17 protein-coding genes and 1 tRNA gene are annotated in these 16,256 nt (G+C 32.5%); all 18 read right to left on the bottom strand.

Translation table 11 applies throughout. The features are described from left to right. Positions 1-54: 54 nt before the first annotated feature. A tRNA-Leu gene (locus tag HMPREF3247_RS06350) sits at positions 55-137 on the bottom strand. A gap of 646 nt (positions 138-783) precedes the next feature. Continuing rightward, positions 784-1,239 (bottom strand): SprT family protein, encoded by a 456-nt coding sequence (locus HMPREF3247_RS06345; RefSeq protein ID WP_001058111.1) that lies wholly within the window; start codon positions 1,237-1,239, stop codon positions 784-786. Next, positions 1,232-3,382, bottom strand: coding sequence for a Tex family protein (locus HMPREF3247_RS06340; protein ID WP_000370108.1), 2,151 nt, complete (start codon positions 3,380-3,382; stop codon positions 1,232-1,234). The genes HMPREF3247_RS06345 and HMPREF3247_RS06340 overlap by 8 nt, the downstream gene beginning before the upstream one ends. Before the next feature lie 433 nt (positions 3,383-3,815). Next, positions 3,816-4,586, bottom strand: coding sequence for an RNA polymerase sigma factor SigB (gene sigB / locus HMPREF3247_RS06335; protein WP_001041103.1), 771 nt, complete (start codon positions 4,584-4,586; stop codon positions 3,816-3,818). Next, positions 4,561-5,040 carry an anti-sigma B factor RsbW gene (gene rsbW / locus HMPREF3247_RS06330; RefSeq protein ID WP_001190829.1) on the bottom strand — a complete coding sequence of 160 codons (480 nt, stop codon included), beginning with the start codon at positions 5,038-5,040 and terminating at the stop codon, positions 4,561-4,563. Before rsbW ends, sigB begins: the two co-directional genes overlap by 26 nt. A 1-nt stretch (position 5,041) precedes the next feature. Continuing rightward, on the bottom strand, positions 5,042-5,368 hold the full coding sequence (locus HMPREF3247_RS06325) for an anti-sigma factor antagonist (protein ID WP_001052491.1): 327 nt from the start codon (positions 5,366-5,368) through the stop codon (positions 5,042-5,044). A 118-nt stretch (positions 5,369-5,486) separates the two neighbouring features. Continuing rightward, positions 5,487-6,488: a SpoIIE family protein phosphatase gene (locus tag HMPREF3247_RS06320; RefSeq protein WP_000390829.1), complete on the bottom strand. Its 1,002-nt coding sequence runs from the start codon at positions 6,486-6,488 to the stop codon at positions 5,487-5,489. A gap of 349 nt (positions 6,489-6,837) precedes the next feature. After that, the gene (locus HMPREF3247_RS06310; protein WP_000621175.1) at positions 6,838-7,200 is read right to left on the bottom strand and encodes a type II toxin-antitoxin system PemK/MazF family toxin; all 363 of its coding nucleotides are present in this window, start codon (positions 7,198-7,200) and stop codon (positions 6,838-6,840) included. Next, positions 7,197-7,367 (bottom strand): type II toxin-antitoxin system antitoxin MazE, encoded by a 171-nt coding sequence (gene mazE, locus HMPREF3247_RS06305; protein WP_000948331.1) that lies wholly within the window; start codon positions 7,365-7,367, stop codon positions 7,197-7,199. Before mazE ends, HMPREF3247_RS06310 begins: the two co-directional genes overlap by 4 nt. 84 nt (positions 7,368-7,451) lie before the next feature. Next, positions 7,452-8,600 (bottom strand): alanine racemase, encoded by a 1,149-nt coding sequence (gene alr / locus HMPREF3247_RS06300; RefSeq protein WP_001281154.1) that lies wholly within the window; start codon positions 8,598-8,600, stop codon positions 7,452-7,454. A 65-nt stretch (positions 8,601-8,665) separates the two neighbouring features. Continuing rightward, on the bottom strand, positions 8,666-9,025 hold the full coding sequence (gene acpS, locus HMPREF3247_RS06295; RefSeq protein ID WP_000581197.1) for a holo-ACP synthase: 360 nt from the start codon (positions 9,023-9,025) through the stop codon (positions 8,666-8,668). A gap of 3 nt (positions 9,026-9,028) precedes the next feature. Continuing rightward, positions 9,029-9,520: a PH domain-containing protein gene (locus HMPREF3247_RS06290; RefSeq protein WP_001205912.1), complete on the bottom strand. Its 492-nt coding sequence runs from the start codon at positions 9,518-9,520 to the stop codon at positions 9,029-9,031. Further along, positions 9,507-11,090, bottom strand: a complete 1,584-nt coding sequence (locus tag HMPREF3247_RS06285; protein ID WP_001294620.1) for a PH domain-containing protein — start codon at positions 11,088-11,090, stop codon at positions 9,507-9,509. The genes HMPREF3247_RS06290 and HMPREF3247_RS06285 overlap by 14 nt, the downstream gene beginning before the upstream one ends. Beyond that, positions 11,083-11,562, bottom strand: a complete 480-nt coding sequence (locus HMPREF3247_RS06280) for a PH domain-containing protein (protein WP_001287079.1) — start codon at positions 11,560-11,562, stop codon at positions 11,083-11,085. Before HMPREF3247_RS06280 ends, HMPREF3247_RS06285 begins: the two co-directional genes overlap by 8 nt. Before the next feature lie 208 nt (positions 11,563-11,770). After that, on the bottom strand, positions 11,771-12,331 hold the full coding sequence (locus tag HMPREF3247_RS06275; RefSeq protein WP_001092409.1) for a K(+)-transporting ATPase subunit C: 561 nt from the start codon (positions 12,329-12,331) through the stop codon (positions 11,771-11,773). 19 nt (positions 12,332-12,350) lie between these two features. Beyond that, on the bottom strand, positions 12,351-14,378 hold the full coding sequence (gene kdpB / locus HMPREF3247_RS06270; protein WP_000546597.1) for a potassium-transporting ATPase subunit KdpB: 2,028 nt from the start codon (positions 14,376-14,378) through the stop codon (positions 12,351-12,353). An 18-nt stretch (positions 14,379-14,396) separates the two neighbouring features. Continuing rightward, complete coding sequence (gene kdpA / locus HMPREF3247_RS06265) at positions 14,397-16,073, bottom strand: potassium-transporting ATPase subunit KdpA (RefSeq protein ID WP_000402656.1); 1,677 nt, start codon at positions 16,071-16,073, stop codon at positions 14,397-14,399. A 23-nt stretch (positions 16,074-16,096) separates the two neighbouring features. Then, the gene (gene kdpF, locus HMPREF3247_RS06260) at positions 16,097-16,207 is read right to left on the bottom strand and encodes a K(+)-transporting ATPase subunit F (protein WP_001789641.1); all 111 of its coding nucleotides are present in this window, start codon (positions 16,205-16,207) and stop codon (positions 16,097-16,099) included. Between the last annotated feature and the right edge of the window lie 49 nt (positions 16,208-16,256).

Genomic DNA, 16,256 nt, shown 5'->3' with positions numbered 1-16,256 from the left:
AAGGCTGAGGTTTTGCCATTAAACTACACCCGCTTATTTAATTAAGAATTTTGATGCGGCCGAGAGGACTTGAACCTCCACGGGATTTCTCCCACTAGGCCCTCAACCTAGCGCGTCTGCCATTCCGCCACGACCGCGGATATAGGCATTTAAAACATCTTCGTTTTTCAGAACGTTATTTATTATATTATGTTTGAAAATATTTGTCAATAACTTTTAATCGTTTTTTTACATTAAATTAATTTGTGTTATCAGTTGTTAACACAACGCTATTTATAATAAAACATTAAGAACTTATTGTCAACATATTTTATAAATTAAATTTAGAATTGACTGTCTTTCAAATCAAAGTTTATTTAATTTGTTCTTTTTTAAGGAACGTGTTTAATCATACTAACTATAAGCTGTACAGTCAATAGAAAAGTTCAATCAAAATGTCATAAAAAATGTATAATTATCTTTTGTGCTACTTTAAAGCTTTAATTTGGTAAAGTTTATATATTATTCATTACTAAAATACGCCAGGATTTTTAATCTAATCAATTTAATTTCATCCTATCAAGCCACAATTTATGCCATTACCTATATCATAAGTAGAAAAGCCGAGATTGCGAAGTATTAAATTACGACAATCTCGGCTTTAAACATTTTATAAACACAATTTCTTCTTATTCAATTACTATGTTTACCAATCAAAATAACTCACTGATAAATTTTATATAAATTCCATACAACTCATAAATAATCTTACATATACACGAATTAGCTCTATTTGTATTGTACTTATTTCAATTGTCTTTTCATTCTTAATTTTCCATTGCAATGTCCGCAACGCATACGATTCGTATCAACTTTACGGATACGTATATATTTTGCATGACATTTAGTGCAATAATATTCATAATTTGCCCGTTGTTGATAGCTTTCAATGCTGTTACAAAATCTAGGCGCTCCAACCTGTTGGCTCAATCGTTTAAAATCTTGATCTTTATGTTGATAACCTTTACCAGCAATATGCAAGTGATAATGACATAATTCGTGCAGTATAATTTTTACAACAGCATCTTCTCCATAATGCTCATATTGTTTTGGATTAATTTCAATATCATGGGACTTTAAAAGATAACGTCCGCCTGTTGTACGTAACCTTTTATTAAAATATGCACAATGTCGAAACGTACGTCCAAATTTTTCTTCCGAAAGGTTCTCAACCATTCGCTGAAGTTTGTCATTATTCATGTGGATCAATCATCGTTAATGATACTTTGTCTTTATTTTTGTCAATACTGTAAATCCAAACGTCAACGATATCACCGACACTGACAATATCCATTGGATTTTTTACGAACTTCTTAGAAAGTTTCGAAACATGGACAAGTCCATCTTGTTTAACACCTATATCTACAAATGCTCCAAAATCTACTACATTTCTAACTGTGCCACTCAATTTCATTCCTTCTTGTAAATCTTCAATTGATAGCACATCGGATTTAAGGATTGGTGTTTCAAACTCGTCCCTTGGATCTCGATTAGGTGCTTTCAAGGATTTAATAATATCCTCTAATGTAGGTACACCGACTTGTAATTCAATCGCCAGTTCATCCATATCCAATGAATTTAATTTATCTTTTAATGCATCACTACCTAAATCATTGCCACCAAATCCGAGTTTATCTAATAACTGATACGTTACTTTATAGCTTTCGGGATGAATCGATGTATTATCCAATGGCTCTGAACCGTCTACTATTCTTAAAAATCCTATACTCTGCTCAAAAGTTTTAGCACCCAAACGCTTAATCTTGCTTAACTCTTTATTATGCTTTATTGCGCCATTTTCTTCTCTATATGCAATTATATTTTTAGCAATTTGCGAACTTAGACCAGACACATATTGTAATAATGATGATGATGCTGTATTGACATCAACACCTACTTGGTTAACTGCTGTTTCAACGACGAAAGTTAATGCATTTTCTAGTGCCTTTTGATTAACATCATGCTGGTATTGTCCGACACCAATAGATTTAGGATCGATTTTAACTAATTCACTTAATGGATCTTGAACGCGTCGTCCAATTGATACGGCACTTCTTTCTTCCACTTGAAAATCAGGAAATTCATCTCTAGCAATTTCTGATGCTGAGTATACTGAAGCGCCCGCTTCATTGACAATGATGAATTGTACTGGCAACTGATGCTTTTTAATTAAATCTGCAACAAATTGTTCTGTTTCACGACTTGCAGTACCATTGCCAATTGCAATTAATTGCACATCATACGCTTTAACCATTTGTACAAAATCCTTCTCTGCTGCCTCTTTTTTAGAAACTGGTGGATGCGGATAAATCACACCTTTTGCTATAAAAGTACCGAATGGGTTAATGACTGCTAATTTGCAACCTGTTCTAAATGCTGGATCTACGCCTAATATTTGCTTACCTTTCATAGGAGGTTGCAGTAATAGATTTCTTAAGTTTTCACTAAAAACATCTATTGCATGATTTTCAGCTTTTTCAGTTAAATCAGCATGGATTTCACGCTCTATCGAAGGGACAATTAAGCGTTTCAAGCTATCTTTAATCGCCTCTAAAATATAACTGCGATTTACATTATTATGATTGATTTCTTGACGTGCAATGAAATCCTCTACTGATGTCGTATCGAATTCAAACTTTACAGATAATACTTTCTCTTTTTCACCACGATTAACAGCTAAAACTCTATGATTAGCAATGCGTTTAATTGGCTCACTATATGCATAGTACATTTCAAAAATACCTTTTTCATCTTCAGCATTTTTCTTTTTAGATGTAGTTAACACACCTTGATGATACATATCTTTTAAAATTTTTGTTCTATATTTAGGATTATCTGAAATTTGTTCCGCAATAATATCTTGTGCACCTTTGATAGCATCTTCAACCGATTGCACTTCTTCATTTATAAATTGTTGTGCTTTTTCTTCAATTGAGACTTCATGTTTACGTGCCTTCATCCATATCGCTAATGGCTCTAACCCTTTACGTTTCGCCTCAGTTGCCCTTGTCTTTTTCTTTTGTTTAAAAGGCCTATATAGGTCTTCAACACGTTGTAATTTGTTCTGTTTTAAAATATCGTTCTTTAATTCCTCATTAAGTAATCCTTGCTGTTCTATATTTTTGATAACTTCTTCTTTACGTTTTTGTAAATTGACCATATATTGGTATTCGTCATCAATTTGCTTTATTTGAACTTCATCTAGTCCACCAGTTTGCTCTTTTCGATACCTCGCAATAAATGGTACTGTATTTTTTTCTTCTAGCAGTGTTAATACTGCTTCAATTTGTTTTTTACTAAATTGATATTTCTCTATGATTGAATTAATCAATTGATTGTCCATTTACTTAACCCACACTTTTTCTTAAATTTACTCATTTATTTTAACATATTCTAAAATACTTCTATTAAGGTATGATACTTAATGTAATTTTCACTTCCAAAACATTTAAAATGAATGATTAGGTCATACTATATTTTAAAACGCACTAAGATTATTGAAAATGACACACCATCATTTCTAAATTTCATAATCTAAGACTACTTTTTTTATTCTAATAGCAACCCACCTATTTAAAACGACAATTAGATATCTTCTTCACTTAAATTATTAATACTATATCGCGACATTTATGTGGATACACATTAAACTACACTAATAATGTATTAATTCGAAAATCTTAATTAAATTAAAAATACCCCTCGATTTCAATTTAATAATCAAGGGATAATTATATGGATTTTTCATTATAAAACGTATCATTAATAAGCAAATTCTATTGATGTGCTGCTTCTTGTAATTTCTTAATTGCCGTTCTTTGAAGTCGTGATACATGCATTTGACTTAAACCGATACGCTCACCTGTCTCTTTTTGACTCAAACCTTCAATAAACGTACATTGTATGATTTCTCGTTCGCGATCAGATAATATAGGTAATATTTTTTCTAAAATCATACGTTTTTCAGTTAAGTCATAATGGTCATCTTGTTGTCCCATAATATCTAATAGCGTAACAGTTGAACCATCTTTATCAGCTTCAATGGAATGATCAACACTTAACGCATTATAACTTTGTCCCATTTCCATTGCTTCTAACACTTCTTCTTCTGAAACTTCTAATCGATCAGCTATTTCACTGATAGAAGGTGAACGCTCTAATTCAGCGGTTAGTTCATCGCTCACTTTTTTGATTCTTGGCCCAATTTCTTTAATACGTCTCGGAACATGTACACTCCAAGTTTTATCTCGTAGATATCTTTTGATTTCACCGATTACAGTAGGTACTAAAAAGGCTTCAAACTTCCGTTCAAAGGACATATCGAATCTATTTATGGCACCTATTAAACCAACCATACCAACTTGAACTAAATCTTCGTGATGTGATTGTCCTTTAGAATATTTATATGCCAATGACTCAATTAGTTTTTGGTAATGTTTAACTAACTTATCCTGTGCATCTGTATTCTTATTTTCTTGGTGTTCTTTAATCCATTGGTTAATTTGCTCAGGTGAAATTTCATTAGCTGATTTCGACTCTTTCGCCATTATTTCGCACCTGCTCTTTTTTTATATACTTAGTCATACTGATTGTCACACCAGATTCTTTATATACTGTGACTTCATCCATTAAAGATTCGATTAAAAATAAACCTAGGCCACCTTCACGTAAAAAGTCTATATTTTCGTCTTTATCGTAAGGACCTATTTTTGATTTAGTTGTTTCATAATCAAAACTGTCACCTTTATCAGAAATAACAATTTTAATTTTATCTTCTAAAATTTCAAAATATATGTTAATAATGCCTACATTGTTATTTTCTTTGTATGCATGTTTAACTGCATTTGTCACAGCTTCACTAACTGCAATCTTGGCATCTTCAATATCATCATATGTAGCACCAGCTCTCGAAAAAACGCCAGAAAGTGTTAAACGAATTAAACTTACATACTCTGCCGATGCTGGCACGCGCATTTCGATAAAATCTTCTTTAGATTGCATGTTATTCGACCTCCGTTCCTTCATTAACATGCATTAAATCCTTAAGACCAGTAATTTCAAATAGTCTACCGATACGATCTGACACACCTAAAATGTATAGCTCTTTATCATTTTGGTTTAATGCTTTTAATGTACCTACGAATAAACCTAAACCTGTCGAATCCATATAACTCACATTTTCTAAATTAACATAAATATCACGAGTTCCATCTTGTCTCATAGGTGTTAAAACCTCTTCTAATTCAGGCACAGTATAAACATCTAATTCTCCACCGACTTTAACTTCGTAAAATTTATCTTGAGTGGTTGTTTCTATATTAAGATTCATTTCATTACACTCCTACTTATTAAAAATATTTATCTTCATTTTAAGCGCTGTATCCACCATATTTATATTTCAAATTATTATATACCCATCGAAATAATTTCTAATCTTCTTTTTTAAATTAATTTACTCTTTTTATAATCAAAATAGTCATATCATCTTTTTTATTTGGGTTTTGAAGCTTTAAAATTGCTTCATAGATAATTTGAACAATATCTTGTGGGTGCATATGTTTATGTTTTTTAATATATTCTAAAAGTTTTTGTTTATCTATAAAGGTACCTTCACTATTTCTAGCTTCAGTCACACCATCCGTTAAAATGATAATTAAATCATCAAGGTATATTGGAATTTCTTGTTGTTGATATCGTGTTTGTGAACTGATTCCTAACACTCTACCTCTAACTGAAATTTCTTCGAATTCTTCTTTTTCAGCGCGATAAATATATCCAGGCTCATGACCAGCTGAACTACAATACAATAAATGGTTCATTTCTTCATATAAACCATAAAACATTGTGACGAACATATTTTGATTAATATTCTTTTCAACAACACGATTTAAACGTTTTAAACCATCACTCGGTAATTGTGAGTGTCCATAAGAATCCATGCCAAACTTTATCATACTCATTGCTAAAGCAGCTGGTATACCTTTTCCAATGACATCTGCAACAGCAAAGCTCATTGTGCCATCGTTATGGTCAATTAAATTAAAATAATCTCCACTTACTTTTTGTGCCGCCACTGAAATAACGCCAATTTGAATACTATCAAATTGTGGAATATCTGTTTTAAGCATTGTTTGTTGTAAGCTAGAAGCTAAGTCTATCTCTTTATCGTGAACTTGAAGTTTATCTACCAATCTTTGATAATCTCGATAACTATAACCAAAGCCTTTAACGATTTCTTGTAAGACATCTAATGTCTTGAACACATCTTCACGCGTTAAGTTTAACGTCAATATATAGTTTTTGTGAATATCGACAATGTCTTCAGGCAAGACGTCCTTACGAATCACTTCGTCAGTGTATTTCTCACACTTTTTTATCAATTCTACTTTATCTTGGCACGTTAAACTTTCATCAATTAAACCCTTATAATGTTGCTTAAATTCTTCCACGATTAGTTGCCTCCTCACTTCCCTTACAAAGCAAATGCTTAAGCAAGGATAATTATGATTCACTTACTAACATTTATTTAATTGCACTTATCAATTTTGTCGTTTGCAATTTTGCTGTAGATGATACTTTTAAGCTAAAAAAAACTTTAGGATGGAATACCTAAAGCCTAAAAAACTTAAGACATCCTTTTATAATAAAAAATATGAATATCATAACTGGTATTTGCTAAAATCTTTGTTTATAAGAAAATTCTTCGTACAGAATTTAGAAATAGTTATAATTATTATAAAGTTATTGTCTTTTATATCAATATTTTATTTATCTCTGAAAAATACATATAATAGACGCCTAATTTTTCTGGTGAGCTACTGCATTCAGCCCTAAACTAATCATTAGTGCATTATCTACTTCTTTCATTTTATCATCGGATAAGTACGTCAGTTTTTCTTTCAATCGTTTTTTATCAAGTGTACGAATTTGTTCTAATAATATAACTGAGTCTTTATCCAACTTATACTTTTTCTTTTCAATCTCTACATGTGTCGGTATTTTCGCTTTATTAATCCTACCAGTTATTGCCGCAACAATAACTGTAGGACTATATTTATTACCAGTATCATTTTGAATTATGACTACAGGTCTGACTCCCCCTTGTTCAGATCCCTGTACTGGTGATAAATCTGCTAAATAAACATCTCCTCGTCTAATCATTCATTCGTTGAATTAGAAGATAAATATGTTTCGTTGCAATCGCATGCTTCACACTCTATCGGAAAAGCTTCGTTCGCTAGGGAGAGATTTAAATCAGCCATTTGTGAATATCCTTCTTTTAAAGATTGTTCTAAGCTATGACTTCTATTTTGACTAAAAGATAACATATGAGAACCTCCAATTGATTCCAAAAGTTATTAAATGACCTTTAATTACTCTAATGATAACAAATTTTATATGCACTGACCATATTATTTTAACAATTCATTTGTTACAAAACGTTGATCACCATCATGATAGATTCGTGGCAAACGTCTCGACAAGTTACAAAGCACTTCATAATTAATAGTATGTTGCTTTTCAGCTACCACCTCTACCGACTGTGGACTTTCTCTATGATTATCTATTAAAATCACCGAATCTCCAGCTTTAACTTGATCTGGCACTTTAACAATTGTCTGATCCATACATACGCGACCAATAACTTCGCATTGATGACCATTTACATTTACAAAGCTACCTTGCATTATGCGTAAATAGCCATCTGCATATCCAATAGGTAACAAAGCTATTGTAGTTGGGTCAGTAGCTGTATAAGTTGCACCATAACTTACAGACTCACCCGCTTGTAGCGTCTTTGTTTGAACTACATTAGCAATTAATTGCACACTTGGTTTAAGGTGTACTTTAACTTTTTGCTGTACATACTCTGATGGATAATATCCATAAAGGGAAATTCCTGGTCTTATTGCATTACAGAATTGGCAATCCATTAATAGAGAGCCTGCTGAGTTCTGACAATGTATATATTCAGGTTTAATTGCTTCATTGACCATATCTTTAAAACGTTGATATTGTTCAGTTGTCATATCTCCTGGTTCGTCAGCACAGGCAAAGTGTGTAAACACGCCTTCAAATACAAGTTGCTCATATTGTTGAATGATTTCAATCACTTCTTGATACGTATTAGTATCTTTAATACCTAAACGTCCCATTCCTGTATCTAATTTAATGTGCAACCATAACTTTTTCTCTTGCTCACCAGAAATGTTTTTAATTGCTTCTTTCAACCACTGTTTAGACGGAACCGTTAAGGCAACTCGGTGTTGTATCGCTTTATCAATATCTTTAGCTGGTAACACACCTAAGACTAAAATTTTAGCAGTAATCCCATGCATTCTAAGTTCTATCGCTTCATCTAACGTTGCTACAGCAAAAAATGTGGCGCCATTTTCCATTAAATGACGTGCTACTTTAACACTACCTAGTCCATAGGCATTGGCTTTAACGACAGCCATCACTGTTTTATTTGGATGCAATGTACTGAATACTTTGAAATTTGATGCAACAGCGTTTAAATCTACATTCATATACGCAGATCTATAATATTTATCCGACATATTACTTCCTCCTGTATTTCCCACATGTTTTAAAACTAGATCTTAATTATCATTGTATAACAAATTTAAAATGCTGACTTTTCTAAAACAACTTGGCTCATCGCATAATGCTCAGTGTGTGAGATACTAACATGTACGATGAACCCTTCGTAATCAATCTTTGGTTTGCCAAGTTCGTCGTTGTAACAGTCTATATCGTTAAAAGCTACATGTTTTCCTAAGCCTGTGCCTAATGCTTTACTGAACGCTTCTTTTGTAGCAAACCTGCCAGCTAAAAATTCAATTTTACGTTGCTCATGTGTGAAATTGTTGAATTTGTGCTGTTCATTTTTAGTTAAAATCCGCTCAACCAATTTTGGCTGCTTACTATATAACACTTTTATTCGATCGATTTCGATTAAATCTACACCAATTCCATGTATCATTGATTATTCCTCATTTTTATTGTTTTCTAAATGTCTCTCGTTATTTAACCATCGTTTCAATCTACGTGCTTCACTTCTATCTATTAATTCAATTTCAGCTTGACCACCCGCTGTATAAAGGGTCAAAGTTGCTAATCGATAGCGTCTCATTATAGGACCAACATCGATATCAATATTTTGAATACGAAAATATGGTATTACTTTTTCATCCAAAAATAAAATGCCGTTTCGTACACGCAAATGGTGTTTTTCAAATGCATATCTGCAGTGCTTATATCGATATACTGGCGCTATGACAAGCGTGAAAACAGCAACAAGTAATATTATAATCACACTACTAACAATGGATATATTGTTATCTAATATCTCCCAAAATAGCCAGTTCAAAATATTAAATGCGATTAAAAGTACAAGCGCTATGGGTATCCAAAACAGCACAGCACTTAACCTCATCACTTTTTTAGCGTGTGGTGACATAAAATTATAATCCCTCATCATTTTCACCTCTTAAATACCATGATTTCAATTTATTTGCATCTTCACTTCTTGCGTATTTTAGGTTAATCGATTGGGCTCCCACACCTTTAGCAACAATAAAGCTAAAATTATTTAAATTGTTGCGTTTAAGTAATGTATGTTGCCAAGTGTCAAATCCTATAATGTGATGCGCTTTAAAATAATAAATATTTCGTTTCAATAGCTCGAAATTCTGGATAGTAATTTGTTCTTCTGTCATTTTAAAACCCGCATGTTTGACATAAAGATATCCTTTGATCACAAATAAACCAATAATGACTATTGTTATAATCGTAAATAACAATAATAATTGATTCCAAAAATAACAGCCAATACCTGCCATAGCTATGACAATAATACTAGGTATTAAAAAGTGTCTGTGGAAACCTGACAAAGGCATACCTTCATTAACTTGTTGATAAGATAAATCTGGTACTAAATTCTGGATAATTTGATATGCTTTGTCTCGTTTAATAAACGGCAATATCGGCACACTACCTGAATCATTGTCATCATCTTCGATTTTTTTATTTTCAAAATCACTTGTGATGATAAAATGTATTGCTGTGTAGCCAAATAATCTTCGTATATATGACTGACGTTCAACAACAGCTTGCAATCGTTTCGTTGGTACAGTTACTTTCTTCTTGTTAAAGAGACCATATTCAATTTTAAGTTGCTCATTTTCAAGCATCACCGAAAAGCCATAAAATCTTATCATCGTTATAATCGTTCCAATAATATATGCCACTATTAATACTAGTAAAATGATGATTAATACTGAAATACTTACAATTTGAACCCATTGACTAATTTCATGATTTAGCTTCGACCATGGGATCAACTCTCTTACAGCCCCGTAAATCGGTACTAAAGCTGCTAACGTTACACCAATGGCGCCACTGGTCATTGCCATAAATAGTGATTCTTTAAAATTCATCTGATATATAGGAATGCGTTTATTTTTCTGATTAAGCATACTATCAGTGTTCTGCACTTCATCTAAGCGACCTTCTGCGATGTCTTCCACATTACCTTCAATGTCATGATTACAGTTGTCATTCTTCTCAGCACTAGACTTTTGCGCCACTTCTGTCTTCAACTCTGTTTGCAATTGATCAATATAGCGTTCAAGATATTCACCTTGTTTTTTCGAAATAACACTTAAGACAATACCATCACTTGGTGTTTTGATTTGTAAATCCACACCACCAATAATTTGATTGACGACCCCTTGTGTCATATCAACGGACTGAATACGTTTTATATTTAATTCTTTACGCTTTTTATTAAAAATACCTGTTGTTAAAATGAAATAATTATCCTCAATCCAATATCGCGTGTTCATAATTCCGACAATTTGAGAAATGTATGATATTAAAAAGAATACAAATACAATACCTATCCATAAATATGATTCGGGATTCGCATAATCAAAATCTTTCAATTGAAAGATAATGAAAATAAAAAAGACGACTATGTTTTGTTTGATAGCATTGATTATGCCATTAAAATATGAAATCGGATGTAATTTTTGAGGTTCAGACATCACTTTCAACCCCTCTCAAATTCGACATAGTTCTCGCTTCGATTATTTTAACATCGTCATGAGACATCATCGGTAAATAAATAGTATGACCTGCAGTCATAAATCCAACTTTATACAAATTAAGCACTTTACTAATTGGATTAGATTTAATCGACAAGTATTGTAAACGTTCAATTCGACTCGTTTCTTCTTTATATATAAAAAATGATGTACGATATTGTACACTTAGTTGATCAACTTTATAAAAGCGACAATGATATTGCCATAAAGGCTTAATAAATAATTTTAATGTACTCAGAGCACCTAAAACCAACAAAATATAAAGTAAGTAATGTGGCCATTCAAATCTTAACCATATAAAATAAAAAATGACATACACAGCTACACTCAATATAAATTCTAAGCCATTCGTAATGTAGTAATACAACAATGCTGACTTAGGACTCTTAGACAACTTAGTATAATCTGACATATACCCCTCTCCCCAAATAAAAAATTATACGGATTTATAATCTATTTCATTTTATTTTTATATGTTGATAATTATAGCATATGGAATATTTCATGCTAATTTATTCTTCCTAAAGGTACATCTAAAAATTTAGTTAAGCAGAAAGTGCTTGAATTGTTAAAAAGACACCATGTTATAATTTTATCAACATGATGCCTTTCATCTATATTCAATCTTTCATCTTATCAAGAGCAATATTTAGTTCAAGCACATTCACATAATCATTTGTTAACACACCACGCTGCTTACGATGTTGAATCAAGTCGGCCACTCTTGAAGTAGATATATGACGAGCATCAGCAATACGAGGTGCTTGCTTCAATGCATTTTCAACCGTAATATGCGGATCTAAGCCCGACCCAGAACTTGTTGCAGCATCTATTGTTACATTTGAATTCCCAAATTTAACATGATGTTTCATGCGTGCTATTAATTCGGTGTTTCCATTCGATTCATTACTTCCACCTGATGATACGCCGTTTTTATATAATTTTTCAGGATTCATATTATAATCAACTGCACTCGGTCTCCCGTGAAAATATCGTGTCTCTGTCCAGTGCTGTCCAATCAATTTTGATCCAACTATACGATTGTCATACGTAATTAAACTGCCATTTGCTTGTTGATAAAAAAATATTTGACCAATTAACGTGATAGCTAACGGGAATAAAAATCCACATAATACCATAGTTATTATCGTTAAACAAATACTATTTCTTATCGTATTCATGGTACAGGCTCCTTCCTCTTTACACAAAAAATTGTACAATCATATCTATTAATTTAATGCCTAAAAACGGGACGATTAATCCACCTAATCCATAAATCAACATATTATTTATAAAGATTCTATCAATGCTGTAACCCTTTACTTTTACACCTTTCATGGCAATTGGAATTAAGGCAACAATGATTAATGCATTGAATATCAAAGCTGATATAATTGCAGATTTAGGTGACGATAAATGCATAATATTTAGTGAAGTCATTTCTGGAATTGTTGACATCATTAGTGCAGGTAAAATTGCAAAGTATTTTGCTACGTCATTAGCCAAACTAAATGTCGTTAATGCACCTCTCGTCATTAATAATTGTTTGCCTATTTTTACAACCTCTATTAACTTTGTAGGATTCGAATCTAAATCAATTAGATTAGCTGCCTCTTTAGCACTAATTGTCCCTGAGTTCATTGCTAATCCTATATTCGCTTGTGCTAGCGCAGGTGCATCATTTGTACCATCTCCTGTCATCGCAACAATATGGCCTTTCGCTTGTTCATCTTTGATGACTTTAATTTTATCTTCGGGTTTACACTCTGCAACAAATCTATCAACCCCGGCTTCTTTTGCAATTGTAGCTGCTGTTAAAGCATTATCACCTGTACACATAACTGTTTCAATCCCCATTTTTCTCAATTCAGTAAATCGTTCTACAAGACCATCTTTAATCACATCTTTTAAATAAATCACGCCAAGCATGACATTGTTTTCAATGACTATTAATGGTGTGCCACCTTTACTCGATACATCCATACAGAGAGACTCAATGTTAAGAGGAATATTGCCTTGTTGTTGTTTGACAAGATTTATCATACTATTAGGTGCACCTTTGAATACCGATATTTCATTTGTAATGATTCCGCTCATTCTAGTTTCAGCTGTAAAAGGCTTATATGTGCCATCAATGTCTTTAGGCAGCTCATTTATATACATCTGCTTCGCTAATCGTACAATACTTTTTCCTTCTGGCGTATCATCGTAGATTGATGACATATAAGCAGCGACTATCAATTTTTCCAGCATTTGTTGATTCACTGGTAAAAATTCACTAGCGATTCGATTGCCATAAGTGATTGTGCCTGTCTTGTCTAAAATCATTACATCGACATCTCCACATACTTCTACAGCACGCCCACTTTTCGCTAATACATTGAATTGAGTAACACGATCCATGCCTGCAATACCAATCGCCGATAACAAACCACCGATTGTCGTTGGTATTAAACATACTGTTAACGCAATGAGCATCGCAATAGGTAAAATTAAATGCAGGTAAGATGCTATTGGATATAACGTTACAATAACGACTAAAAATATAATTGTTAACGTTGTTAATAATGTAAAAAGTGCAATTTCATTTGGTGTTTTATTTCTTTCCGCCCCTTCAACTAAGGCAATCATTTTATCTAAAAAAGATGTACCCGCTTCACTCTCAACACGTATTTCTAACCAATCAGATGTTACAAGTGTACCGCCAATGACTCCATCAAAATCGCCACCTGATTCTTTTATCACAGGTGCAGACTCACCAGTAATTGCAGATTCATCAACGGTTGCTAATCCATTTATTACAACGCCATCAGCAGGGATTGTTTCTCCATTTTCTACCCGAATATTTTGTCCGGCTTTTAACTCTGTGGCGTTCACTATCCGATACGCACCATTTTCTTCTATCAATCGAGCAGTTAAATTTGATTGTGCTTGTCTTAAACTATCAGCTTGCGCTTTTCCACGACCTTCAGCAAAGGCTTCTGAAAAATTAGCAAACAATATAGTTATTAATAATATGATAAAAATTGTAATCAAATAACCTCGCGATAGATAACTAGTTCCAAATATGTCAGGAAAACATATTAATATCAACGTTAAAATCATTCCAACCTCAACGACAAACATTATCGGATTTTTTATTAATTGTTTAGGATTCAGCTTATAAAAACTCATTTTCAAAGCTTCTATCACCATTGTTTGATTGAAATATTTATTTACATGATGCATTTTTTCCATCCCTTTACTTTATTTTAAAGTTAAAAATTCACCAATAGGACCAAGTAATAGTACTGGAATAAATGTCAAACCACTTAGTAAAACGATAAATACGATTAGTGATACGCCAAAATAAGGTTTATCAATCGCTATTGTATATTTATCTTGATGGTATGATTTTTTATTCACTAAACTTGATGCAATCATTAATTGCAAAATAATTGGTATATAACGAGAAAGCAACATAATGATTCCTGTAGAGATATTCCAGAATGTTGTATCATCTTTCAGTCCTTCAAACCCTGATCCATTGTTCGCAGCAGCTGATGTCATTTCATACATAACTTGTGAAATACCATGAAAAGACGGATTCGTTATACTTTCACTTGCTCCAGGAATCATAAAAGCAAGTGCTGAAAATACTAAAATTAAAATTGGGTGTATGAGAAAGACTAAGACAATACATTTCATTTCACGGGCGCCAATTGGCATATTTAAATATTCTGGTGTTTTACCAACCATCAAACTGCATATAAACACCGTCAGTAAGACAAATATCAATAAATTCATGAGTCCTACGCCTTCGCCACCAAATACAACATTTAGCATCATTAATACCATTGGTCCTAATCCACCTATAGGCGTTAAGCTATCATGCATGTTATTAACAGAACCCGTTGTAAATGCCGTCGTAATAACTGTAAATAGTGCTGACAAACCTGCTCCAAACCGTACCTCTTTACCTTCCATATTCGGTCCATAAATGCCTAAATTCGCTAGTATTGGATTACCACGATACTCACTCCACATAGTTAATGTAAGAATTGCTATAAAAATGAAAAACATTGCGACAAATAATATCAACGCATGACGATGTACTCGTTTACCATGTCTACTTAACATGCGACCAAATAAGAACAACATTGACATAGGAAGTAACATCATACTGCCCATTTCTATAAAATTGCTCCAAATATTTGGATTTTCAAAAGGTGTTGCAGAATTTCCTGCTAAAAATCCTCCACCATTCGTACCAAGATGTTTTATTGATTCAAGTGATGCAATAGGTCCAAATGCAATATGTTGAATATGTCCGCTTAAAGTCCGAATCATTAAATTAGCATGCAACGTTTGTGGTACACCTTGAGTCATCAATAAAATACTAATTAAACATGATAATGGTAAAAGTACTCGGACAATAAACCGAACAATATCTTGATAAAAATTACCAATGATATTAGTTAATCCAGTTAAACGTCTCAACATCGCTATACAAACGGCGTAACCTGATGCACTAGATGTAAACATTAAATATGTCATTACAATCATTTGCGTTAAATATGTCACATCTGATTCACCGTTATAGTGTTGTAAATTACTATTTGTTAAAAAAGATATTGCTGTATTAAACGCTAAATCTATCGATTGGTTTAAATTATGATTTGGATTTAAAAAAAGCCATTGCTGAACTATTAGCAATACAAATGTTATAAACCCCATAAATCCATTAAATGCCAGAAAATGTTTGACATATGTTTTAGCTGACATGTGTTCTAAATCTGTGCCGATAATTTTAAAACACATATTTTCAAATCTAGTAAATATTAAATCTACTCTTGACGATTGCACCAATGCTACGCGATATAGATATCCACTAAAAACATACGTAATCATAACCATCATTGTTAGAAACAAAATTATTTCCATGATAACCCTCACTTAATATATTTCTAAAATTTTTCACTACGAATTAAGGCATAAAATAAATACAAAACTAATGCAATAACTACCAGTAATAAAACGATGAGCATTGCCATAACCTCCTTACAACACAACAACATCGTAACAACTTGTTTATGAGAGAAATATTAATTTTCAAACTTAGTTATT

It is taken from the genome of Staphylococcus sp. HMSC36A10 (assembly GCF_001838845.1).
Lineage (GTDB): Bacteria > Bacillota > Bacilli > Staphylococcales > Staphylococcaceae > Staphylococcus > Staphylococcus aureus.
The sequence above is the reverse complement of the archived record's forward strand: the minus strand, read 5'-3'. Positions and strand labels throughout refer to the sequence as shown.

Excerpts from the sequence above, each read along its gene's own strand:
- acpS (WP_000581197.1), bottom strand. The coding sequence starts at position 9,025 with ATGATACATGGAATTGGTGTAGATTTAATCGAAATCGATCGAATAAAA.
- HMPREF3247_RS06290 (WP_001205912.1), bottom strand. The coding sequence starts at position 9,520 with ATGAGGGATTATAATTTTATGTCACCACACGCTAAAAAAGTGATGAGG.
- HMPREF3247_RS06325 (WP_001052491.1), bottom strand. The coding sequence starts at position 5,368 with ATGAATCTTAATATAGAAACAACCACTCAAGATAAATTTTACGAAGTT.
- HMPREF3247_RS06310 (WP_000621175.1), bottom strand. The coding sequence starts at position 7,200 with ATGATTAGACGAGGAGATGTTTATTTAGCAGATTTATCACCAGTACAG.
- HMPREF3247_RS06275 (WP_001092409.1), bottom strand. The coding sequence starts at position 12,331 with ATGAATACGATAAGAAATAGTATTTGTTTAACGATAATAACTATGGTA.
- kdpA (WP_000402656.1), bottom strand. The coding sequence starts at position 16,073 with ATGGAAATAATTTTGTTTCTAACAATGATGGTTATGATTACGTATGTT.
- alr (WP_001281154.1), bottom strand. The coding sequence starts at position 8,600 with ATGTCGGATAAATATTATAGATCTGCGTATATGAATGTAGATTTAAAC.
- kdpB (WP_000546597.1), bottom strand. The coding sequence starts at position 14,378 with ATGCATCATGTAAATAAATATTTCAATCAAACAATGGTGATAGAAGCT.
- mazE (WP_000948331.1), bottom strand. The coding sequence starts at position 7,367 with ATGTTATCTTTTAGTCAAAATAGAAGTCATAGCTTAGAACAATCTTTA.
- HMPREF3247_RS06285 (WP_001294620.1), bottom strand. The coding sequence starts at position 11,090 with ATGTCTGAACCTCAAAAATTACATCCGATTTCATATTTTAATGGCATA.
- sigB (WP_001041103.1), bottom strand. The coding sequence starts at position 4,586 with ATGGCGAAAGAGTCGAAATCAGCTAATGAAATTTCACCTGAGCAAATT.
- rsbW (WP_001190829.1), bottom strand. The coding sequence starts at position 5,040 with ATGCAATCTAAAGAAGATTTTATCGAAATGCGCGTGCCAGCATCGGCA.
- kdpF (WP_001789641.1), bottom strand. The coding sequence starts at position 16,207 with ATGTTGTTGTGTTGTAAGGAGGTTATGGCAATGCTCATCGTTTTATTA.
- HMPREF3247_RS06340 (WP_000370108.1), bottom strand. The coding sequence starts at position 3,382 with ATGGACAATCAATTGATTAATTCAATCATAGAGAAATATCAATTTAGT.
- HMPREF3247_RS06280 (WP_001287079.1), bottom strand. The coding sequence starts at position 11,562 with ATGTCAGATTATACTAAGTTGTCTAAGAGTCCTAAGTCAGCATTGTTG.
- HMPREF3247_RS06345 (WP_001058111.1), bottom strand. The coding sequence starts at position 1,239 with ATGAATAATGACAAACTTCAGCGAATGGTTGAGAACCTTTCGGAAGAA.